This is a genomic window from Vibrio sp. SCSIO 43133, from assembly GCF_023716845.1.
GTDB lineage: Bacteria > Pseudomonadota > Gammaproteobacteria > Enterobacterales > Vibrionaceae > Vibrio > Vibrio mediterranei.
On the sequence record NZ_CP068024.1, the window covers coordinates 3167062 to 3188083 of the forward strand.

At 44.6% G+C, this 21022-nt stretch carries 20 protein-coding genes; 9 read left to right on the top strand and 11 right to left on the bottom strand.

Annotated features, from left to right (window positions below; genetic code table 11):
• Positions 1–40 precede the first annotated feature (40 nt).
• Positions 41–571 carry a hypoxanthine phosphoribosyltransferase gene (gene hpt / locus JKJ11_RS14785; RefSeq protein WP_006074437.1) on the bottom strand — a complete coding sequence of 177 codons (531 nt, stop codon included), beginning with the start codon at positions 569–571 and terminating at the stop codon, positions 41–43.
• Between the two features lie 527 nt (positions 572–1098).
• Here hpt and JKJ11_RS14790 point away from each other — a divergent pair.
• On the top strand, positions 1099–1719 hold the full coding sequence (locus tag JKJ11_RS14790; RefSeq protein ID WP_252038391.1) for a LuxR/HapR/OpaR family quorum-sensing transcriptional regulator: 621 nt from the start codon (positions 1099–1101) through the stop codon (positions 1717–1719).
• A 100-nt stretch (positions 1720–1819) separates the two neighbouring features.
• Here JKJ11_RS14790 and lpdA read toward each other — a convergent pair whose 3' ends face one another.
• From lpdA to ampD, 5 genes are all read right to left on the bottom strand, one after another.
• Positions 1820–3247, bottom strand: coding sequence for a dihydrolipoyl dehydrogenase (gene lpdA, locus JKJ11_RS14795; protein WP_006074435.1), 1428 nt, complete (start codon positions 3245–3247; stop codon positions 1820–1822).
• A 273-nt stretch (positions 3248–3520) separates the two neighbouring features.
• Positions 3521–5428, bottom strand: coding sequence for a pyruvate dehydrogenase complex dihydrolipoyllysine-residue acetyltransferase (gene aceF, locus JKJ11_RS14800; protein WP_252038392.1), 1908 nt, complete (start codon positions 5426–5428; stop codon positions 3521–3523).
• Positions 5429–5458: 30 nt separating this feature from the next.
• Positions 5459–8122, bottom strand: coding sequence for a pyruvate dehydrogenase (acetyl-transferring), homodimeric type (gene aceE, locus JKJ11_RS14805; RefSeq protein WP_006074433.1), 2664 nt, complete (start codon positions 8120–8122; stop codon positions 5459–5461).
• Between the two features lie 56 nt (positions 8123–8178).
• On the bottom strand, positions 8179–8946 hold the full coding sequence (gene pdhR / locus JKJ11_RS14810) for a pyruvate dehydrogenase complex transcriptional repressor PdhR (RefSeq protein ID WP_006074432.1): 768 nt from the start codon (positions 8944–8946) through the stop codon (positions 8179–8181).
• Between the two features lie 384 nt (positions 8947–9330).
• Positions 9331–9915, bottom strand: coding sequence for a 1,6-anhydro-N-acetylmuramyl-L-alanine amidase AmpD (ampD, locus tag JKJ11_RS14815; protein ID WP_006074431.1), 585 nt, complete (start codon positions 9913–9915; stop codon positions 9331–9333).
• Positions 9916–10050: 135 nt separating this feature from the next.
• Here ampD and nadC point away from each other — a divergent pair, with 135 nt between their 5' ends.
• From nadC to yacG, 8 genes are all read left to right on the top strand, one after another.
• Positions 10051–10941, top strand: coding sequence for a carboxylating nicotinate-nucleotide diphosphorylase (nadC, locus tag JKJ11_RS14820; RefSeq protein ID WP_006074430.1), 891 nt, complete (start codon positions 10051–10053; stop codon positions 10939–10941).
• Between the two features lie 241 nt (positions 10942–11182).
• Entirely contained in the window at positions 11183–11662 is a 480-nt protein-coding gene (locus tag JKJ11_RS14825; protein WP_006074427.1) for a pilin, read from the top strand.
• Positions 11662–13353, top strand: coding sequence for a type IV-A pilus assembly ATPase PilB (pilB, locus tag JKJ11_RS14830; protein WP_038222999.1), 1692 nt, complete (start codon positions 11662–11664; stop codon positions 13351–13353). Before JKJ11_RS14825 ends, pilB begins: the two co-directional genes overlap by 1 nt.
• 10 nt (positions 13354–13363) lie before the next feature.
• On the top strand, positions 13364–14590 hold the full coding sequence (locus JKJ11_RS14835) for a type II secretion system F family protein (RefSeq protein ID WP_006074424.1): 1227 nt from the start codon (positions 13364–13366) through the stop codon (positions 14588–14590).
• Between the two features lie 42 nt (positions 14591–14632).
• Positions 14633–15502, top strand: coding sequence for a prepilin peptidase (locus JKJ11_RS14840; protein WP_124940291.1), 870 nt, complete (start codon positions 14633–14635; stop codon positions 15500–15502).
• Positions 15503–15504: 2 nt separating this feature from the next.
• Positions 15505–16113 (top strand): dephospho-CoA kinase, encoded by a 609-nt coding sequence (gene coaE, locus JKJ11_RS14845; protein WP_252038393.1) that lies wholly within the window; start codon positions 15505–15507, stop codon positions 16111–16113.
• Positions 16114–16144: 31 nt separating this feature from the next.
• Entirely contained in the window at positions 16145–16885 is a 741-nt protein-coding gene (gene zapD / locus JKJ11_RS14850) for a cell division protein ZapD (RefSeq protein WP_006074420.1), read from the top strand.
• Between the two features lie 21 nt (positions 16886–16906).
• On the top strand, positions 16907–17101 hold the full coding sequence (gene yacG / locus JKJ11_RS14855; RefSeq protein WP_006074419.1) for a DNA gyrase inhibitor YacG: 195 nt from the start codon (positions 16907–16909) through the stop codon (positions 17099–17101).
• Between the two features lie 199 nt (positions 17102–17300).
• Here the strand turns inward: yacG and rplS are convergent, their stop codons facing one another.
• The 5 genes from rplS to ffh all read right to left on the bottom strand — a co-directional run bounded on the left by rplS (position 17301) and on the right by ffh (position 20908).
• A complete protein-coding gene (gene rplS, locus JKJ11_RS14860) occupies positions 17301–17654 on the bottom strand; it encodes a 50S ribosomal protein L19 (RefSeq protein ID WP_006074418.1) in 354 nt (117 codons plus the stop codon).
• A 42-nt stretch (positions 17655–17696) separates the two neighbouring features.
• Positions 17697–18446 (bottom strand): tRNA (guanosine(37)-N1)-methyltransferase TrmD, encoded by a 750-nt coding sequence (gene trmD, locus JKJ11_RS14865; RefSeq protein WP_038224311.1) that lies wholly within the window; start codon positions 18444–18446, stop codon positions 17697–17699.
• A 34-nt stretch (positions 18447–18480) separates the two neighbouring features.
• Positions 18481–19038 (bottom strand): ribosome maturation factor RimM, encoded by a 558-nt coding sequence (rimM, locus tag JKJ11_RS14870; RefSeq protein ID WP_031494889.1) that lies wholly within the window; start codon positions 19036–19038, stop codon positions 18481–18483.
• Between the two features lie 20 nt (positions 19039–19058).
• Positions 19059–19307: a 30S ribosomal protein S16 gene (gene rpsP / locus JKJ11_RS14875; RefSeq protein WP_031494887.1), complete on the bottom strand. Its 249-nt coding sequence runs from the start codon at positions 19305–19307 to the stop codon at positions 19059–19061.
• Positions 19308–19528: 221 nt separating this feature from the next.
• Positions 19529–20908 carry a signal recognition particle protein gene (ffh, locus tag JKJ11_RS14880; protein WP_006075530.1) on the bottom strand — a complete coding sequence of 460 codons (1380 nt, stop codon included), beginning with the start codon at positions 20906–20908 and terminating at the stop codon, positions 19529–19531.
• Positions 20909–21022: the final 114 nt, after the last annotated feature.

Here is a 21022-nt window from a genome sequence, read left to right on the forward strand (position 1 = left end):
CTCACAGAGATGGGCATTTTTTATGTTTGTACGACCAGATTTATTCCTGAGGTACCACTTTACCGATGTATGGTAAGTGACGATATTTCTGAGCGTAATCGATACCAACACCCACTACGAACTCATCCGGGATTTCGAAGCCAATCCATTTAACATCGACATCGACTTCACGGCGTGATGGCTTGTCTAGCAAGGTACAAATCTGAATAGATTTTGGTTCACGTAGCGATAAAATCTCTTTCACTTTATTTAAGGTATTACCAGTATCGATAATATCTTCCACCAGCAGAATATCTTTACCTTTAATATCATCATCAAGATCTTTCAGGATGCGCACATCACGTGAGCTTTCCATGGTATTGCCATAGCTTGATGCCGTCATAAAGTCTACTGAGTGAGTAAGCTCGATGGCACGAGCCAAATCCGCCATAAAGACAAAAGAGCCACGTAGCAAGCCGACCATAACTAAATCTTCGCTACCTTTGTAGTGTTCAGTAATTTCTTTACCTAGCACTTTTACACGCTCATGAACTTCTTGCTCAGAAATCATGACTTCAACAGTATGTTTCATATCTATCTCGATGTTGATTGGTTAACTTGGTCACCACAGCAACAGTAGCTGTGAGTCCTCTCCTAAAACAGACAACACTATTTTAGTGAAGAGATGCCAAGCGTTCACATTTGCGCGGTATGGTATCACTTTCTGACTCAGGATAAAAATCAGGCGAAAATCTGGCGTCAAATTACTCTGTTGGTATAAACCAGAACGAATCTTTGTTAACGCATAGTGTTGAAAGAATATGACGCTTTCAGCGCAAAGTGTGATATGCAGGTAAATTAACGCTAATTATGAAAATTATCAGTGTATGACTATTGACCAAAGCACATATGCACCATTACACTTATCAAACAAAAGAAAAAATAGAGCATGTGATTTCCAAAATGGAAATTGTTAACCAAAAACTAACATTGATATGCCAGTTATTGTGTATAACAGCTTTCATATTGGACCAAATCTCTGACTCTGTATAACAAACAGGGCGCAGTTGGACGTACTCATAGAGTTACCAGCCCTACCAACGTTGGCAAGGAAATATTATGGACTCAATAGTAAAAAGACCTAGAACTCGCTTATCTCCACAAAAGCGCAAGTTACAGCTTATGGAGATTGCACTAGAAGTATTCGCGAAACGCGGCATTGGTCGTGGAGGTCACGCGGATATCGCAGAAATTGCACAAGTTTCAGTAGCAACGGTATTCAACTACTTCCCAACACGAGAAGACTTGGTTGATGAAGTACTTAACCACGTCGTCTGTCAGTATTCCAACTTCTTATCAAATACCATTGACCTTGATGTCGACATCAAAGAAAACCTAACCAACATTCTTGATGGTGTGGTGGATATGGTGATCGAAGACTGTCACTGGAATAAGGTATGGTTTGAATGGAGTACATCTACGCGTGATGAGGTTTGGCCATTGTTTGTTTCATCGAACAAAACTAGCCAAGCACTGATTGAGAACATGTTCATTAAAGCCATTGAACGTGGTGAAGTCTGCTCTCAACACAACACTAAGCATCTTACTAGCCTATTCCACGGTATTTGCTATTCACTGTTTGTTGAAGCTAATCGCAGTAGTGATGGTGAATCAATTAAGTCGTTGACCGACTGCTATATGGATATGGTTTGCATCTACGAGAAAGATAACCGCCACTAAAAAACAGCCCTTGAACAAACATGTTTAAGGGCTCGATTTTAAATAGTATCTATAAAAAACGGCCAGTATGATACTGGCCGTTTTTTTCTTCACTCAGAAATTATTTCTTTTTCTTCGCTTTTGCATTTGGAAGGTCAGTGATAGTGCCTTCAAATACCTCTGCTGCAAGACCAACAGATTCGTGAAGCGTTGGGTGAGCGTGGATAGTCAATGCGATATCTTCTGCATCACAACCCATCTCGATCGCTAGACCGATTTCACCAAGCAGTTCACCACCGTTAGTACCCACGATAGCACCGCCAATTACGCGATGAGTATCTTTATCGAAAATAAGCTTAGTCATACCGTCTGCGCAGTCAGATGCGATTGCACGACCTGACGCTGCCCATGGGAATGTCGCAGTTTCGTAGTTGATGCCTTCTGCTTTCGCTTCTTTCTCAGTCTTACCAACCCAAGCTACTTCTGGTTCAGTGTAAGCAATTGAAGGAATCACTTTCGGGTCAAAGTAGTGCTTCTTACCAGAGATAACCTCTGCCGCTACGTGACCTTCATGCACACCTTTGTGAGCAAGCATTGGTTGACCAACGATATCACCGATTGCATGGATGTGAGGGACGTTTGTGCGCATTTGCTTATCAACATTGATAAAACCACGCTCGTCTACTTCAATACCCGCTTTTTCTGCATCAAGCAGTTTACCGTTTGGTACACGGCCGATAGCCACAAGCACTGCATCGTAACGCTCAGCTTCAGAAGGTGCTTTCTTACCTTCCATTGAAACGTAGATGCCGTCTTCTTTAGCTTCAACTGCCGTCACCTTGGTTTCAAGCATCAAGTTGAACTTGTTCTTAATACGCTTGGTGTAGACTTTAACCATATCTTTGTCCGCAGCTGGGATAAGTTGGTCAAACATTTCTACAACATCAATCTGAGATCCCAGAGAGTGATATACCGTCGCCATTTCTAGACCGATGATACCACCGCCCATGATAAGCAGTTTTCCTGGTACTTCTTTCAGCTCTAGCGCATCAGTAGAATCCCAAATACGTGGGTCTTCATGCGGGATGAATGGCAATTTAATAGGGCGTGAACCCGCAGCTACAATGGCGTTGTCGAAGTTAACAACAGTTTTACCGTCTTCGCCTTCAACTTCAATTGAGTTAGGACCAGTAAACTTACCGAAACCGTTAACCACATTTACTTTACGCATCTTAGCCATACCGCCAAGACCACCAGTAAGTTGGTTAATAACTTTTTCTTTCCATAGACGAATCTTATCGATGTCAGTCTGTGGCTCACCAAATACGATACCGTGGTCAGCAAGCGCTTTTGCTTCTTCGATAACTTTAGCAACGTGAAGTAGTGCTTTAGATGGGATACAACCCACATTCAGACACACACCACCAAGCGTGCTATAACGTTCAATAAGAACGGTTTCTAGGCCTAAATCGGCACAACGGAATGCAGCGGAGTAACCAGCAGGACCGGCACCAAGTACTACCACCTGGGCTTTAATTTCTTTGCTCATTTTGACCTCTTGTAGTCATTATCCCTAACAGGCTGAGTGGGTATTGATTTTTATATGCTTAGACTTCGTTTTAAACAGACGTTCTATTAAACAAATAACTTAAACAATTATGATTTCAGACCGCCAACATTTTACAGAGATGTTAATGGTGTGAAAAGTAAATCAATTTAGCCTGTGAGCTAGACAACAATTCACGTTGGAAATGTTGTATTAATTTGTTTTCCCCTCACTCGCTCCCCTTTGATTAGGGGGAGCGAGAGTGGGAAAGTTATCTTACAGTACTAGACGACGAATATCGCTTAGGCAGCTGTTTAGATAAGTAATGAAACGTGCACCTTCTGCACCATCAATCACACGGTGATCGTATGATAGAGACAGAGGTAGCTGCAGACGTGGTTCGAATTCTTTACCGTTCCACACAGGCTTCATTTCAGACTTAGATACACCAAGGATACCTACTTCAGGCGCATTTACGATAGGCGTAAATGCTGTACCACCGATGCCACCTAGGCTTGAGATAGTGAAACAGCCACCTTGCATGTCAGCCGCAGTTAATTTACCTGCACGTGCTTTCTTAGAAATTACCATTAGCTCTTCAGATAGCTCGTAGATGCCTTTCTTGTTTACATCTTTGAATACTGGAACAACAAGGCCGTTTGGCGTATCAACCGCGATACCAACGTTCACGTACTTCTTAAGAATGATGCTCTCGCCATCTTCTGATAGAGAAGAGTTAAACGCTGGGAATGCTTCTAGTGCTTTTGCAACAGCTTTCATGATGAATACAAGTGGAGTGATCTTCATGCCTGAATCTTTCTTCGCTTCGATAGCGTTTTGCTCTTTACGGAACGCTTCTAGGGCTGTGATATCAGCGTTATCCCACTGTGTAACGTGCGGGATCATTACCCAGTTACGGTGTAGATTAGCACCAGAGATCTTCTTGATCTTAGAAAGCTTCTGAACTTCAGTCTCACCAAACTTGCTGAAGTCAACCTTCGGCCAAGGTAGTAAACCAAGAGCAGAGCCGTCACCGCCTTTGCCAGATGCCGCAGCACCAGACTCAAGACGCTTAAGAGCATCTTTAACGTAAGACTGAACGTCTTCTTTAAGGATACGGCTCTTACGACCAGTACCTTTAACCTTAGAAAGGTTAACGCCAAATTCGCGAGCTAGACGACGAACAACTGGAGACGCGTGTGCGTAATCGTTGTTTTCTTGGAAATCGTTTGCTGCAGGTGCAGCTGCTGAAGCTTCAGCTTTTGGTTCTGGAGCAGGTGCTGCCGCTTGAGCAGGGGCTGCCGCTTGAGCAGGAGCAGGAGCCGCACCAGCAACCGGAGTGCCGGCCACCTCAAATACCATGATTAGAGAGCCAGTCGTTACTTTATCGCCAGCTGCAATTTTAATTTCTTTTACTGTACCTGCAAATGGTGCTGGAACTTCCATTGAAGCCTTGTCGCCTTCCACAGTGATTAGAGATTGCTCTTCTTCTACTGTGTCGCCAACCGCTACCATTACTTCAGTAACTTCAACTTCGTCACCGCCGATATCTGGAACGTTTACTTCTTTCGCCGCAGACGCTGCTGGAGCCGCTGCCACTGGAGCTTCAATTGCCGCTGGAGCGCCAGAGCCTGCTACCGAAGTGCCGGCCACTTCAAATACCATCACTAGAGAGCCAGTAGATACTGAATCACCAGTAGCGATCTTGATCTCTTTAACAGTACCAGCGAATGGTGCTGGTACTTCCATTGATGCTTTGTCGCCTTCAACCGTTAGAAGAGATTGCTCTTCTTCGATGCTGTCGCCAACTGCAACCATGATTTCAGTCACTTCAACTTCATCGCCACCAATATCTGGAACGTGAACTTCTTTAAGTTCAGCCGCCGCTGCTGGAGCTGGAGCCGCTGCTGGAGCCGCTTCTGCCGCAGGAGCAGGTGCAGCGTCAGCTGCACCTTCGGCTTCGAAAATCATAATAAGAGAACCTGTAGTAACAGAATCGCCTTCCGCTACTTTGATTTCTTTAACGATACCTGCTTGAGACGCTGGAACTTCCATAGAAGCTTTGTCGCCTTCAACAGTGATAAGAGACTGCTCTTCTTCTACCTTGTCGCCAACGCTTACAAGAATCTCAGTAACTTCAACCTCATCCGCACCGATGTCAGGTACATTAATTTCGATTGCCATTGCTTATTTACCTTCTAATTAAGCGCTGTATTAAGCGTAAAGTGGGTTAGTTTTTTCAGTGTCGATGTTGAACTTAGCAATTGCTTCAGTCACAACAGACTTCTCAACATCACCGCGCTTCGCTAGTTCAGTTAGTGCTGCAACTACCACGTAGCCTGCGTTAACTTCGAAGTGACGACGTAGGTTTTCACGGCTGTCTGAACGGCCGTAACCATCTGTACCAAGTACTTTATATGACTCTGAAGGCATGAACGCACGAACTTGCTCAGAGTAGTTCTTCATGTAGTCAGTCGCGGCGATTGCAGGCTCAGTACCCATTACTTGTGCAATGTAAGGTACTTTAGCTTCTGCTTCTGGGTGAAGCATGTTGAAACGCTCTGCGTCTTGACCATCTCGAGTTAGCTCGTTGAACGATGTTACAGAGAACACGTCAGATGCGATGCCGTACTCTTCGCTTAGGATAGTCGCTGCTTTACGTACTTCGTTCATGATAGTACCAGAGCCCATTAGCTGAACTTTAGACTTATCACCAGCGTAAGATTCAAGCTTGTAAATACCCTTACGGATGCCTTCTTCAGCGCCTTCTGGCATTGCTGGCATTGCGTAGTTTTCGTTCATCACAGTTAGGTAGTAGAACACGTTCTCTTGGTTCTCACCGTACATGCGACGGATACCGTCTTGCATAATTACCGCAACTTCGTAAGCGAATGTTGGGTCGTAAGAGATACAGTTAGGTACTGTGTTCGCCATGATGTGCGAGTGACCATCTTCGTGCTGTAGACCTTCACCATTTAGTGTTGTACGGCCAGCTGTAGCACCTAGTAGGAAACCACGAGCTTGTTGGTCACCAGCCATCCATGCCATATCACCTACACGTTGGAAACCAAACATTGAGTAGTAGATATAGAACGGAATCATTGGTAGATCGTTAGTGCTGTATGAAGTTGCAGCGGCAACCCAAGAAGCCATTGAGCCTAGCTCGTTGATACCTTCTTGCAGAACCTGACCAGAGGTTGCTTCTTTGTAGTAAGAAACGATGCCTTTATCTTCTGGTGTGTATTCCTGACCGTGTGGGTTGTAGATACCAATCTGACGGAATAGACCTTCCATACCAAACGTACGAGCTTCGTCACAGATGATAGGAACAACGTTCTTACCAATGTTCTTGTTCTTAAGCAGGATATTAAGCGTACGAACGTATGCCATCGTAGTTGAGATGTCACGCTTCTGCTCGCTTAGTAGCGGCGCGAATTCTTCTAGCTCAGGAACTTTAAATTCTTGAGTGAACTTAGGTAGACGCTGTGGCGTGTAACCTTTAAGTGCTTTACGACGAGCGTGTAGGTATTCGTATTCCGCACTACCTTCTTCCAGTTTTAGATATGGAAGCTCTGCTACTTTCTCATCAGTTAGAATGTCTTGAAGACCTAGACGGTCACGTAAGTGTAGTACGTGAGTCATGTCCATCTTCTTAACTTGGTGTGCGATGTTCTTACCTTCAGCTGCATCACCCATACCGTAACCTTTAACTGTCTTAGCTAGGATTACTGTAGGACGGCCTTTAGTTTCTGCCGCATTTTTATACGCTGCATACAGCTTAGAAGAATCGTGACCACCACGCTTAAGCGCGAAGATTTCGTCATCTGTCATGTCAGCAACAAGTGCTGCTGTTTCTGGGTACTTGCCAAAGAAGTGCTCACGTACGTACGCGCCATCTTTAGACTTAAATGTTTGGTAGTCACCATCTACAGTTTCGTTCATTAGCTGCAGTAGTTTGCCTGACGTATCTTTCGCCAGTAGCGCATCCCAGTTGTTACCCCAGATAACTTTAACAACGTTCCAGCCAGCGCCTTTAAATAGACCTTCTAGCTCTTGGATGATGCTACCGTTACCCATTACAGGACCATCTAGGCGCTGAAGGTTACAGTTGATTAGGAAGCATAGGTTATCTAGTTTCTCACGCGCAGCGAAAGACAGTGAACCACGTGATTCTGGCTCATCCATCTCACCATCACCTAGGAAGGCGTAAACACGTTGAGCTGAAGTGTCTTTAAGGCCGCGACCATTTAGGTACTTAAGGAAACGCGCTTGGTAGATCGAAGAAATTGGACCTAGACCCATAGATACTGTTGGGAACTGCCAGAACTCAGGCATCAGTTTAGGGTGTGGGTATGAAGGAATACCTTTACCGTCTACTTCTTGACGGAAGTTATCTAGCTGTTCTTCAGTTAGACGACCTTCAACGAATGCGCGAGAGTAGATACCTGGTGAGATATGACCTTGATAATAAACTAGATCGCCACCGTCTGTTTCGTTAGGAGCACGGAAGAAGTGGTTGAAGCACACTTCATAGAATGCTGCTGCAGACTGGTAAGAAGCCATGTGACCACCAAGGTCTAGGTCTTTCTTAGAAGCACGCAATACGATCATGATTGCGTTCCAGCGAATAATCGAACGAATACGACGCTCAAGCGTGGTATCACCAGGGTAAGCTGGCTCTTGTGCTGCTGGAATAGTGTTGATGTAGTTAGTGTTGATACCTGTTGGCATATCAACGCCGTCTAAACGTGCTTTCTCTAGAACTGTTTCTAGTAGGAACTGCGCGCGTTCTACACCTTCTTCGCGAACAACGGACTCAAGTGCTTGTAGCCAATCTTGAGTTTCCAGTGCATCTACGTCATGCTTCATGTCAGACATGGCGATCTTTCCTTCTGTTGGTTGGATCTACTTAATAAAAGTAAGCGTTTCTAGTTTTAAGAATCACTATCTTGTTGAATTCGTCTTAAAGAGCGCTCACGTCGAGACTCTTCTCTAGTCAAATCCAACAATGTTTCTTCGATATAAGCTAAGTGTGAATGAGACATTTCACGTGCCTTTTCAGGCTTTCCAGAAACAATCGCTTCCACGATATTAGCTCGGTGTTTACTGACTTTCTCCACCACTTCACTTCGGCGGTGCAATAACTTTAAATTCTGTAAAACATTTTGCTCTAGCAGTGGTGCTAGGCTTCGCACGATATGAAGCAAAACAACATTGTGTGCAGCTTCAGTTAACGCAACAAGAAAAGCCATGACCGCAGCAGCTTCTGCTTCGATGTCATCGGTTTCTTGTACTTTACGAATAGTGCCTAAGCAATTTTCAATTTGAGCAAAATCTTCATCGGTACCACGCAATGCTGCGAAATAAGCAGAAATCCCTTCCATAGCATGACGGGCTTCGAGCAAGTCAAGCTGCGTTTCATTATGGGAAGATAGAAGGTCTAGCAACGGATCCGAGAAACTTTTCCAAATATTTTCGCTCACAAACGTACCTCCACCTTGGCGGCGGGTAAGTAGTTTCTTCGCTTCTAAGCGCTGAATCGCTTCTCGAATAGAAGGTCGAGAAACATCAAACTGTTTAGCCAGCTCTCGTTCAGGTGGAAGCTGTTGACCTGCTGAAAGTGTCCCTTCAACAATCAAGCGTTCCAATTCCTGTTCAATCACATCAGAAAGTTTCGGCTGACGAATCCTTTGATAAGCCATATTTATTATTCTACTTTTCTTTCGAAGTTAATTGGTATTACCAATTTCAAATTGGCGTAAAAATTAACACATTTAAAACACCGATGTCTAGTGAAAAATTGATTCAAATCATAGAACCGGCCTTGCATTAACCATTTTGAAACATTTATAGATTAAAACATCAACACTCATGGTCAGACCAATTACATACAAGAAACTTATCGGGCAAATTGCGTGCTATAAAAACACTTATAAATCAATAACAAAGGAATCGTTTTGTCGGACAAGGAAACTTGACCAATATCAATAAAGGAAGGAATAACCCTAGGCCGGGTTATTAATAATTTGAATAACAAAATAAATCTGCAGCGAAACCCAACCGCTCAGTAATTGAACAATGGTTTTTTATGACAATGATTTTCTAAATCGAGCCCAGTCAAAAACAAGACCGGGATCACTCTTTCTCAGCGGGGCAATATATTGGTGCCCTGTAATACGTGGTTGGGTAATTAATGGATACGATTGAATCAAGGCACTACTGAGGCGTTGCAGACTGAGGTACTGTTCATCGGTGTAAGCCACATAGTCCGACCCTTCAAGCTCAATACCGATCGAGTAATCATTGCACTTCTCTCGGCCAGCAAAACTCGATACTCCTGCGTGCCAGGCTCGAGCAAGAAAAGGCACAAACTGGACCACTTCTCCATCACGTCGGATCAAACAGTGCGCAGATACTCGCATGTTCTCTATCACTTTGAAGAAAGGGTGAATTGACGAGTCGAGCTTGCCTAGGAAAAAGTCTTCGATGTAAGAGCCACCAAACTGGCCTGGCGGTAAGCTGATGTTATGAATAACCAGTAGTGATATATCACTAGTGTCTGTTCGGACATCATAGTGAGGAGATGGGACAATTCGCGCATGACAATACCACCCTTGAGCATCAATAAGCTCCAAGCTTTGTTTACCTTCATTTGTATTGCTACTGCGCATACATCTAGACTCCATCTACCTCTATGTCGTTATGATTTTATCCGACAACAAAGAAAATGCGAGAATTGATGCTGAAATTCCGCACAAGCAAGAGTATCATGCGCACTTTGTTACCCCACAAAGACAGTTTTAGCGATGAAGAACACACATAACAGTCAAGAACGCCTCGAATATCTTAAGCAGCAACTACCAGCAGAAATCTCTCGTGCCGTGGCAGATACACTACGCGAAGACCTCGGTGGTACACTAGATGCCACAGCGGATATCACTGCAAGTTTAATTCCGGCTGAGACTCAGAATGTTGCAACGATTATTACTCGTGAGCACGGTGTGTTCTGTGGCCAAATGTGGGCTGATGAAGTCTTTAAGCAACTTGGTGGTGAAGTCGTCATTGAATGGCATGTCCAAGATGGTGACAAGGTGGAACCGAATCAAGTGCTTTGCACACTAACAGGCCCTGCGAGAGTCTTGCTTACCGGCGAACGTAACGCTATGAACTTCATCCAAACTCTGTCTGGCTGCGCCAGCGTGGTTGCGCAGTACGCTGAGAAAATTGCGCATACCGAGTGCCGACTGTTAGATACACGCAAAACCATTCCTGGCCTGCGCAGTGCGTTGAAGTATGCTGTCGCTTGTGGTGGTGGCTTTAATCACCGAATTGGCGTATTTGACGCTTACTTAATTAAAGAAAACCACATCATTGCCTGTGGTGGTATCACTAAAGCTATTGAAACTGCGAAACAGCTTAATCCAGGCAAACCAGTTGAGGTCGAAACGGAATCTCTGGAGGAACTGCAACAAGCTATCGATGCAGGAGCGGATATCATTATGCTCGATAACTTCAGCACCGACATGATGCGCAAGGCGGTTGAAATTAACGCTGGCCGTGCTGCTTTAGAAAACTCAGGAAATGTCACTATGGACACCATCGCTGAGTTTGCGGAAACTGGCGTTGATTATATTTCTGTGGGTGCTTTGACCAAGCACTTGAAAGCAATGGACTTGTCGATGAGATTTAAAGACTAGTCTATTTTTCAATAAGAGAATCTTACTAAAGCGAAGCCTATTTGAGCTTCGCTTTTTTATTTCCAACATTACGCAATCCAGAGTTCTACACCCGAAATCGCCACTTGCTCCGCAACACCATTCTCATTTTTTGCAAGTCTGCTTTTAATTATCCACGCCTCCTCGTAAGCGCTTATCTAGTCGCTTCAACGTCAGCGGTGATGCCTCTACTGTTCAAGCTTTACGTCTCTGAGGACTCACTATGTACCAAGGAATTAACCAAAAAGGGTTTACCTTAATCGAACTGATGATTGTGGTTGCCGTTATCGGTGTACTTGCCGCTGTCGCTCTACCGCAATATCAAAAATACATTGGAAAAAGTGAAGCAGCCTCTGCTTTAGCGACCTTATCGGGGCTTCGCACCAATATCGAAGCGTACACGCTTGAGCAAGGAAGCTTTCCTGATACCGAAACTACACCTGCCTTAAAAACCCGATTAGGTTTCCCCAACGCAATTATTGAAGCCATTGAAGCCGAGGCTGGAGTCAGCAGTGCAGGCAATATTATTTTGTCATTTGATCAAGTCCCCAACGCAAGTCCTTCGGTTAGTAATTATAAATTGGCATTAGCACGAAATGCTCAAGGCGGATGGGCATGTATTAGTACTGCCACGGAAGAATCCGGAGTATTACCAAAGGGCTGTCAATATTCCGAAAGCGTCTCAGTAACGGTACCTGAATGATCCCGTCCACTCTCCCATCTATTTTAAGACAGGCTAACGCCATCGATGAAACGCAAGAAACTGCGTTATATGACCTGTCCATGTTATCTGGTTGCTCCGTTCCAGAAGGAGCAACTGAGCTCAACCTTTGTCAGGCTCAAGAGCTTGTTGCTGTTCTAGCCGACGTTTTTGGACTCCCAATAGTATCGATAAAGGACAACGACTATGCGAGTTTGTGCCAACAACTCGGTTTACGGGACGTCATAACTCAATACCAAGCCTTACCTATTTCACTGCGCGACAACGTTCTAACCGTTGCGGTCAGCGATCCCACCCCCTCGCAGTTAGAAAGTGATTTTAAGTTTGCCTCAGGATTACAAATCGAACTGGGTTTGGCTAACCATCAAGACATAAACGCCGCAATACGCAAAATTTATGGAGAGGGACAAGAGCAATGGAGCCAACAGACTAAGGAACTCACCTCCCACGAACTGGCAAACTTAGTACAAGTGAATGAGAGTGAACTTGAGCATTGCGATGAGCTAATGCTGGATGACTCGCCTGTCAGCCGTTTCATTCACCAAATCCTATTAGAAGCCGTCAGCAAGAAAGCGTCCGATATTCATTTTGAGCCATACGAACACCAGTACCGAATTCGACTTCGCTGTGATGGTATTCTTATTGAGGCACATCAGCCATCGATCCAATTAAGCCGCAGACTATCTGCTCGCCTGAAGATTCTCGCTAAGCTAGATATTGCTGAGCGCCGTCTTCCTCAAGATGGTCGAATCAAACTCAAACTATCACCCCACTCCGCCACCGATATCCGTGTATCAACCCTGCCAACCATGTGGGGAGAAAAGGTAGTACTGAGAATTCTCGACCTAAATTCTGCCCGTTTGGATATCGAGCAATTAGGGTATAACGACACTCAACAAGCTCTTTACTTGCAAGCGTTGCACAAGCCTCAAGGAATGGTGTTAATGACAGGGCCTACTGGAAGTGGCAAAACCGTCTCTCTCTATGCGGGACTCAAACTTCTTAATACCCCAGAGCGAAATATCTCAACTGCCGAAGACCCGATTGAAATACATCTAGATGGGATAAACCAAGTTCAAGTTAACCCTAAGATAGGCTTTGGTTTTTCTGCAGCCTTGCGCACTTTTTTACGCCAAGATCCGGATGTGGTTATGGTGGGAGAAATACGAGATCTCGACACAGCAGAGATTGCGGTTAAAGCGGCTCAAACAGGTCATCTAGTTCTGTCAACTTTACACACTAATTCCGCGCTTGAGACCATTACACGGTTACAAAATATGGGAATAGAGAGCTTCAACATCGTGTCTTCACTTTCGCTAATTATCGCGCAGCGGCTCGCTCGCCGTTTGTGCTCTTTATGTAAGCGCCCAGATCACCTCCGTAAAGATCTGCTCCGCAGTCTCGATATATCCTCCTGCCAGAGGATTTACAAAGCCAATGATGTTGGTTGTAGCAAATGTAATAGAGGCTATTCGGGTCGTATCGGTATTTACGAAGTGCTGGTTTTTTCCAACGAGTTAAGCGCCGCCGTTCTTCAGAAAGCCAGCATTCAAGATCTTGAAGTCATTGCTGTGTCACAAGGAATGATGACACTTAAACAAGCGGGGCTTGAAAAACTCACTCTTGGACTGACAAGCTACCAAGAACTGCAGCGTGTCCTTTATTTCGAATGAGAATGCCCCTATGCCTAACCCGCTTCCTATGCCATTAAGAAAGTTCCGCTGGAGAGGTGTTGATCGATCTGGCGCAAAAGCAAAGGGGCAAATCCTTGCTTTAACCGAAATGGAGGTCAGAAATCAATTAGGTCGGCAGCAAATCCATATCAGAAAAATTTCTCGCCATCGCATTTCGTTTTGGACCAGATTAACCCACAAGATTTCACGCAAAGACATCACTCTATTCACTAGGCAATTGGCTACTTTGCTGACGACAAGAGTTCCTCTTGTTCAAGCCCTTAAGCTTATCTCTGAAAGCCACTCCAAAGCCGAAATGAAATCGGTCCTTAATCAGGTCGCTAGCCGAGTGGAGAGTGGCGTCCCTATCGCTCAAGCGCTACAAGCACTAAGTACACATTTTGACCGCTTCTATATCGATATGATTGCGACGGGCGAATCGTCCGGAAACATTGCGGTGACGTTAGATAGGTTAGCAACATATCGTGAAAAACATGATGCTCTGCAGTCTAAAGTCGTTAAAGCCATGATATATCCAAGTATGGTGCTGATAGTTTCTTGTGCCGTAACCTATTTGATGCTCACGAGTGTGATTCCTGAATTTGAATCGATGTTTAAAGGGTTCAATGCCAATTTACCTTGGTTCACATCCGAGGTGCTGGAGCTATCAAACTGGAGCCAATCATACGGACTGGTTAGCGTTGCTTCTCTAGGTTTATTGATTGCTAGCATTAAGTTTATTAGCCTTAAAAATGCTACTGCCGAATTATATATAAGTAAATTAGCCATCAAACTGCCCGTTGTTGGCGACATCATTACCAAAGCAACCATTGCCAAATTTAGCCGAACATTAGCGACCAGTTTTAGTTCTGGAATACCGATACTCACTGGCATACAAGCGAGCGCAAGAACAACAGAGAACGCTTACTTTCAACAAGCTATTTTTTCTATACACACTCATGTCGTAGCGGGCGTACCTGTTCATTTAGCAATGCGAAACAGTCTCGCTTTCCCTGAGATGGTGCTGCAAATGGTCATGATAGGTGAAGAAACTGGCAAGTTAGATGAAATGCTCAATAAGATCGCTAGCATCTATGAGGCGGATGTCGATAACATCGTAGACAACTTAGGAACAATCATCGAGCCTTTGGTTATTGTCTTCCTTGGTGCAATAATTGGCGGGTTAGTGATTGCAATGTACTTACCTATCTTTAACTTAATGTCGGTAATAGGCTAACATAGGCAATAACTCACTGATTTTACGGTTTCATACTCAAGAATGGACGCATTTTCTTATTATCCTTGGCTCTTCCCTGCTTTTGCGGCTCTCTTCGGCTTGATCGTTGGCAGTTTTTTGAATGTCGTCATTTATCGATTACCGATAATGATGGAGCGTGGTTGGCGCGAAGAATGTGCCGAAGCCTTTCCTGAGTACAAAATTGCCCCTCCAGAAGATAAATTTAACCTTAGCGTGCCGCGCTCGGCATGCCCTAAATGCCATACACCGATTCGAATTATCGATAATATTCCTGTACTCAGCTGGTTGTTACTTAAGGGCAAGTGTCATCATTGCAGTCATAAAATCAGTGCTCGTTACCCACTTATTGAGCTCCTGACGGCAGCCATGTGTGCAACCGTAGCGTGGCAACTTGGGTATAGTGAATATAGCTTAGCGTTAATCGTCTTTACCTTCGTGCTTATCGGTGCCACTTTTATTGACTTCGATACCATGCTGTTGCCAGACCAGCTTACCTTACCTCTGATGTGGTTAGGCATTGCACTAGCATTATTAGGCATCTCTCCAATTTCGTTGACGGATTCTGTAATTGGTGCCATGGCTGGCTACCTCTGCTTATGGTCCATTTTCTGGCTGTTTAAACTACTAACAGGTAAAGAGGGTATGGGCTACGGTGACTTTAAGTTGCTGGCAGCTCTCGGAGCATGGTTAGGCTGGCAACACTTGCCTCTGATCGTCTTAATGTCATCCGTTGTCGGGGTTTTATTTGGTCTCGTTCAATTGCGAATGCAAAAGAAAGGGATTGATGTTGCATTTCCTTTCGGCCCTTATCTCGCTATTGCCGGTTGGATTAGCGCATTGTGGGGCGAGCAGCTTATTCAATACTACCTCACGTCGTATATAGGGATGTAACCATGGGATTTGTTATTGGGCTTACCGGCGGTATTGCCAGCGGAAAAACCACCGTTGCCAACCTTTTTCACGATAACTTCGCCATTGATGTGGTCGATGCAGACCTTGTTGCTCGAGAAGTTGTAGAAGTAGGTTCGGCAGGTCTTGACGCTTTAACGCAACACTTTGGTGTTGCGATCCTCCAAGCAGATGGTTCTCTTAATCGCAGCACACTTCGGGAGCGTATTTTTGCTAATGAGGACGAAAAACTTTGGGTAAATAACTTACTGCACCCGATGATCAGAGAGCGCATGCAATCACAACTGGATGCATCCACCAGCCCTTATACCCTATTCGTAGTTCCACTTCTCATCGAGAATGGGCTGCAAACTATGGCTGACCGTGTTTTAGTTGTAGATGTCTGTGAAGAAACACAAATTTACCGAACAATGACACGTGATGGGGTGCCTGAGTCACAAGTGCGTTCTATACTCAAATCACAAGTAGACCGAGAAACTCGTTTATTGCATGCTGACGATGTGATTGATAATAATACTGATAACGCTCAACTTTTGTCCCAAGTCACAGAATTACACCAAAAGTACCTAGCATTATGCGAACAAAATCGGTGAAAATAGCAGGGAAGCGTTTAAAGGCTAGCAGATGATCACAAATAGATTCGAACACCCTCTTAATGAAAAAACAAGAATGTACCTAAGAGTTGAATCTCTATTGAGACAGCTTCAGCACTCCTCGTCTTTTTCAGATAATTATCAGTATCAAATTTTCTTCAAATCACTGTTTGATTTACTGGAGATCTTTGAACAAATCCAGCTCAAAAGCGAACTTGCTAAAGATCTTGAGAAGCAACGCCAAACTTATCGTGCATGGCTTAATGTCGATGACGTCGATCAGGAAATGCTAGGCTCGATCTTAAGGGATCTAGATGGTGTACATAAAGACTTGATGATGGCCGAACGATTCGGTCAATCCCTGAAAGAAGATCGCTTCCTCAGCGCAATCCGCCAACGATTTGGACTGCCGGGTGGTTCATGCTGTTTCGATCTTCCGTCATTGCATTACTGGTTACATCTGCCGATTGAAAAACGTATGCATGATGCTGAAGCTTGGTTAGCGTCAGTCAAACCACTTATGAATGCCCTTCAGTTATGGCTGAAGCTCACTCGTGAGACTGGTCGCTTTAAGAAACAAATTGCCCGCTCTGGGTTTTATCAAAGTGACGCAGAAGAAGCCAATATCCTTCGTCTAACCATTCCGATGGATTATGGTGTCTACCCAATGATTTCAGGGCACAAAAACCGCTTTGCAGTGAAGTTTATTGCCTTTGAATCAGGTCAAGCCTACCCTAATGATATTGAATTTGAATTAGCTGTTTGCAGCTGAAAGTAACACTCAGGAATCACTATGAGTAAACCAACCGTTGTTCCATGCCCTCAATGTAAAGCTGAAGTTGTATGGAACGAAGACAGCCCTTTTCGCCCGTTTTGCTCAAAGCAGTGCCAAATGATTGATTTTGGTGAGTGGGCCGACGAAGAGAACACCATTCCTGGCGCACCAGATATGTCTGACAGCGATGGCTGGTCTGAAGATAATTATTAACTTCGTCTAGAAATTACCGCCATTTACCTCTCATCATCCCTGCGTAGGCAGGGATCTTACCAAAGCGTACTGACCGGGCTCATAGCTAACAGTTCTAACCGGACACATAAGTAAAAGTGCTAATGTGTTAACTTTAAACATAAAAAAAAGCGGAGCCCTTGGGCTCCGCTTAATACTTGAGAACGCTAGTAAAATAGCATTACTTCTTAGCAAGTTTCTCTTTGATACGAGCAGACTTACCAGAACGCTCACGTAGGTAGTACAGCTTGGCACGACGTACTGCACCACGGCGTTTAACTTCGATGCTATCAACCATTGGAGAGTGAGTTTGGAACGTACGCTCAACACCTTCGCCGTTCGAGATCTTACGAACAGTGAAAGCAGAGTGAAGACCACGGTTACGGATAGCGATTACAACGCCTTCGTAAGCCTGTAGACGCTCACGGTCACCTTCTTTTACTTTAACCTGAACTACAACAGTGTCACCTGGTGCAAATTTAGGTAGGCCTGATTTCATTTGCTCTTCTTCAAGAGCCTTGATGATGTTACTCATGTTCTTAAATTCCTAGAATAAACTGATACTAAATTAAATAGGTTACTTGCTATTAACTCGATGCTCTTTTATGAACTCGGCAAGTAATTGTTCCTGTTCGTCAGTCAGAGCTAGGTTTTCCAGGAGCTCCGGTCTTCTTAGCCAAGTACGGCCTAACGACTGCTTAAGTCGCCAGCGACGAATGTCCTTATGGTTACCAGACTTGAGGACACTTGGTACCTCTAAATCGTCTAGAACTTCAGGGCGCGTATAGTGTGGACAATCTAGTAAGCCATTTGCAAAAGAATCTTCTTCTGCTGAAGCAAAATCGCCTAGTACTCCCGGAACAAACCGTGAGACTGAGTCGATTAGCGTCATGGCTGGGATTTCCCCACCTGTCATCACAAAGTCTCCGATTGACCATTCTTCGTCAACCTCTGTTTGGATGATGCGCTCATCTACCCCTTCGTAGCGTCCACAAATCAACACAAGGTTGTCGTTTTTCGCTAGTTCTTCTACCCCAATCTGGTCGAGCTTACGACCTTGAGGAGAAAGGTAAATAACTTTCGTCTTACCCGGTGATGCCTGTTTGGCTGCGTGAATGGCATCGCGCAATGGCTGAACCATCATCAACATGCCAGGACCACCACCGTAGGGTCTATCATCGACAGTGCGATGTTTGTCGTGAGTGAAATCACGAGGATTCCATGTCTCAATCGACAGTAGACCTTTTTTAACCGCTTGACCTGTTACTCCATAATCAGTAACGCTGCGGAACATGTCTGGAAAAAGGCTAATTACGCCAACCCACATCTGTTCTCTCGCTCTTTCAGTTACCAATTAAGGATTAGAATCCAGGATCCCAGTCAACTTCGATCCGTTGAGCTTCGCGATCAACTTTCTTGATCACTTGCTCTTCAAGGTACGGTATCAACCGTTCCTTTTGCCCAAAAGCATCTTTCAGATTTGCTTTCACAACCAGAACATCGTTCGAACCCGTTTCCAACATGTCGGTTACTTCACCTAGGTCGTAACCTTTTGTGGTCACTACTTTCATGCCGAACAATTCGCGCCAGTAGAACTCATCTTCTGACAGTTCAGGAAGTACAGCTGGATCAATTGCAATTTCAAAGTTAGTTAGTAGGTGAGCTTCTTCACGAACCTCAAGACCTTCAAGTTTACACACCATACCTTTGTTATGGCGCTTCCAACTTTCAACTTTCAATTCGACCCATTCGCCCTTTTGACTAATGTACCAAGGACTGTAATCGAAAATACTTTCAGGATTGTCTGTGTAGGTAAACACTTTAAGCCATCCACGAATGCCATAAGTAGAACCAAATTTACCTACAACAATTCTTTCGGGAGTATTGCTCATAGTTTCTTTACCTTTCATCGACGACATACTGCTAACTAAACTAATAATTAAGCCGCTTTTTGAGCGTCTTTAACTAGCTTAGCAACACGGTCAGAAACTGTTGCGCCTTGACCAACCCAGTGGTTAACGCGCTCTAGGTCTAGACGTAGACCTTCTTCTTGACCAGTAGCAGTTGGGTTAAAGAAACCCACTTTCTCGATGAAACGGCCAGTCGCTGCATTGCGGCTGTCCGCTACTACGATTTGATAGAATGGACGCTTCTTAGCGCCGTGACGTGCCAAACGAATGGTTACCATATCGTCCTCTTTGCTTTCTCAATAATAAAAATGACCTCAGAAGTGTTTCTCTAATGAGCAACCTGAGGTCTCGTGCCAAAATAAAGCCCCGGAATTTTACTCTTATTCCGAGGCATTGCAAGGGGTTTAGCTATTTTTTCACCAGTTTTTGGCTGGCATTTCTCGTGTGACGCAGATAACAGTTTGAAACTTAAGGGACTGAAACCTGAGCCAATCCACGGCTAGCGACCAAATGGATTGAAGCCGCCGCCGCCCATGCCACCCATCATGCCTTGCATGTTGCGCATCATTCCGCGCATGCCGCCTTTCTGCATCTTCTTCATCATTTTTTGCATCTGAGTGAATTGCTTCAAGAGACGGTTAACATCTTGCACTTGAGTACCAGAACCTGCAGCGATACGCTTTTTACGAGAACCTTTAATTAATTCAGGACGTTGACGCTCTTTCATTGTCATTGAGTTGATGATCGCTTCCATCTGCTTAAACATCTTGTCGTCAACTTTGTCTTTAACGTTATCAGGTAAGTTAGACATGCCTGGTAGCTTGTCCATCATTCCCATCATACCGCCCATATTTTGCATCTGACCAAGTTGCTCACGGAAATCTTCTAGGTCGAAACCTTTCTTCTCCTTGAACTTCTTCGCCATCTTTTCTGCTTTATCGGTATCAACATTACGTTGTAAATCTTCGATAAGAGAAAGAACGTCACCCATGCCTAAGATACGTGATGCAACACGATCTGGGTGGAAAGGTTCTAGTGCGTCAGTCTTTTCACCCACACCCAAGAACTTAACTGGTTTACCCGTAATATGACGAACAGAAAGCGCCGCACCACCACGAGCATCACCGTCGACTTTAGTTAAGATGACACCCGTTAACGGCAGCGCATCACCAAAAGCTTTTGCTGTGTTCGCGGCATCCTGACCTGTCATCGCATCGACAACAAACAGCGTTTCGACTGGGTTGATTGCTGAATGGAGATCTTTAATCTCATCCATCATCTCATGATCAACCGCTAAACGACCCGCGGTATCGACAATCAATACGTCATAAAACTTTTTCTTCGCATGATCGATAGCTGCATTGGCGATATCAATTGGCTTTTGATCTGCTGATGAAGGGAAGAAATCAACGCCAATATCGGTAGCAAGTGTTTCTAGCTGTTTGATCGCAGCTGGACGATAAACGTCGGCAGACACCACAAGAACTTTCTTCTTGTCACGCTCATGCAGCAGTTTAGAGAGTTTACCAACACTGGTCGTTTTACCCGCACCTTGCAGACCTGCCATTAAGATGACCGCCGGCGGCTGTGCAGCTAGGTCCAGTGCTTCGTTGGATTCACCCATGACCGACTCAAGCTCAGCTTGAACGATTTTGATGAACTCTTGGCCCGGAGTTAAGGATTTAGAAACTTCAACACCAACGGCACGCTCTTTTACGCCTTTGATGAAATCTCGAACTACTGGCAGAGCAACGTCGGCTTCTAGAAGCGCCATGCGAACTTCGCGCAGAGTATCTTTAATATTGTCGTCGGTCAGACGACCTTTGCCGCTGATATTCTTCAGCGTTTTGGATAGACGATCCGTTAAATTCTCAAACATTTCTTTCTCTTCGCTGTAAATTGCGATCAATTGTAGTGAGTATACCTTAGCCAGCAGTGAGAGTCATACCTAACAAGATCAAATACGAGTCAATACTTTTTACTTCTGCCATGG

Coding starts and splice junctions, on each gene's coding strand:
- hpt (WP_006074437.1), bottom strand. CDS start 571: ATGAAACATACTGTTGAAGTCATGATTTCTGAGCAAGAAGTTCATGAG.
- JKJ11_RS14790 (WP_252038391.1), top strand. CDS start 1,099: ATGGACTCAATAGTAAAAAGACCTAGAACTCGCTTATCTCCACAAAAG.
- lpdA (WP_006074435.1), bottom strand. CDS start 3,247: ATGAGCAAAGAAATTAAAGCCCAGGTGGTAGTACTTGGTGCCGGTCCT.
- aceF (WP_252038392.1), bottom strand. CDS start 5,428: ATGGCAATCGAAATTAATGTACCTGACATCGGTGCGGATGAGGTTGAA.
- aceE (WP_006074433.1), bottom strand. CDS start 8,122: ATGTCTGACATGAAGCATGACGTAGATGCACTGGAAACTCAAGATTGG.
- pdhR (WP_006074432.1), bottom strand. CDS start 8,946: ATGGCTTATCAAAGGATTCGTCAGCCGAAACTTTCTGATGTGATTGAA.
- ampD (WP_006074431.1), bottom strand. CDS start 9,915: ATGCGCAGTAGCAATACAAATGAAGGTAAACAAAGCTTGGAGCTTATT.
- nadC (WP_006074430.1), top strand. CDS start 10,051: ATGAAGAACACACATAACAGTCAAGAACGCCTCGAATATCTTAAGCAG.
- JKJ11_RS14825 (WP_006074427.1), top strand. CDS start 11,183: ATGTACCAAGGAATTAACCAAAAAGGGTTTACCTTAATCGAACTGATG.
- JKJ11_RS14835 (WP_006074424.1), top strand. CDS start 13,364: ATGCCTAACCCGCTTCCTATGCCATTAAGAAAGTTCCGCTGGAGAGGT.
- JKJ11_RS14840 (WP_124940291.1), top strand. CDS start 14,633: ATGGACGCATTTTCTTATTATCCTTGGCTCTTCCCTGCTTTTGCGGCT.
- coaE (WP_252038393.1), top strand. CDS start 15,505: ATGGGATTTGTTATTGGGCTTACCGGCGGTATTGCCAGCGGAAAAACC.
- zapD (WP_006074420.1), top strand. CDS start 16,145: ATGATCACAAATAGATTCGAACACCCTCTTAATGAAAAAACAAGAATG.
- yacG (WP_006074419.1), top strand. CDS start 16,907: ATGAGTAAACCAACCGTTGTTCCATGCCCTCAATGTAAAGCTGAAGTT.
- rplS (WP_006074418.1), bottom strand. CDS start 17,654: ATGAGTAACATCATCAAGGCTCTTGAAGAAGAGCAAATGAAATCAGGC.
- trmD (WP_038224311.1), bottom strand. CDS start 18,446: ATGTGGGTTGGCGTAATTAGCCTTTTTCCAGACATGTTCCGCAGCGTT.
- rimM (WP_031494889.1), bottom strand. CDS start 19,038: ATGTCGTCGATGAAAGGTAAAGAAACTATGAGCAATACTCCCGAAAGA.
- rpsP (WP_031494887.1), bottom strand. CDS start 19,307: ATGGTAACCATTCGTTTGGCACGTCACGGCGCTAAGAAGCGTCCATTC.
- ffh (WP_006075530.1), bottom strand. CDS start 20,908: ATGTTTGAGAATTTAACGGATCGTCTATCCAAAACGCTGAAGAATATC.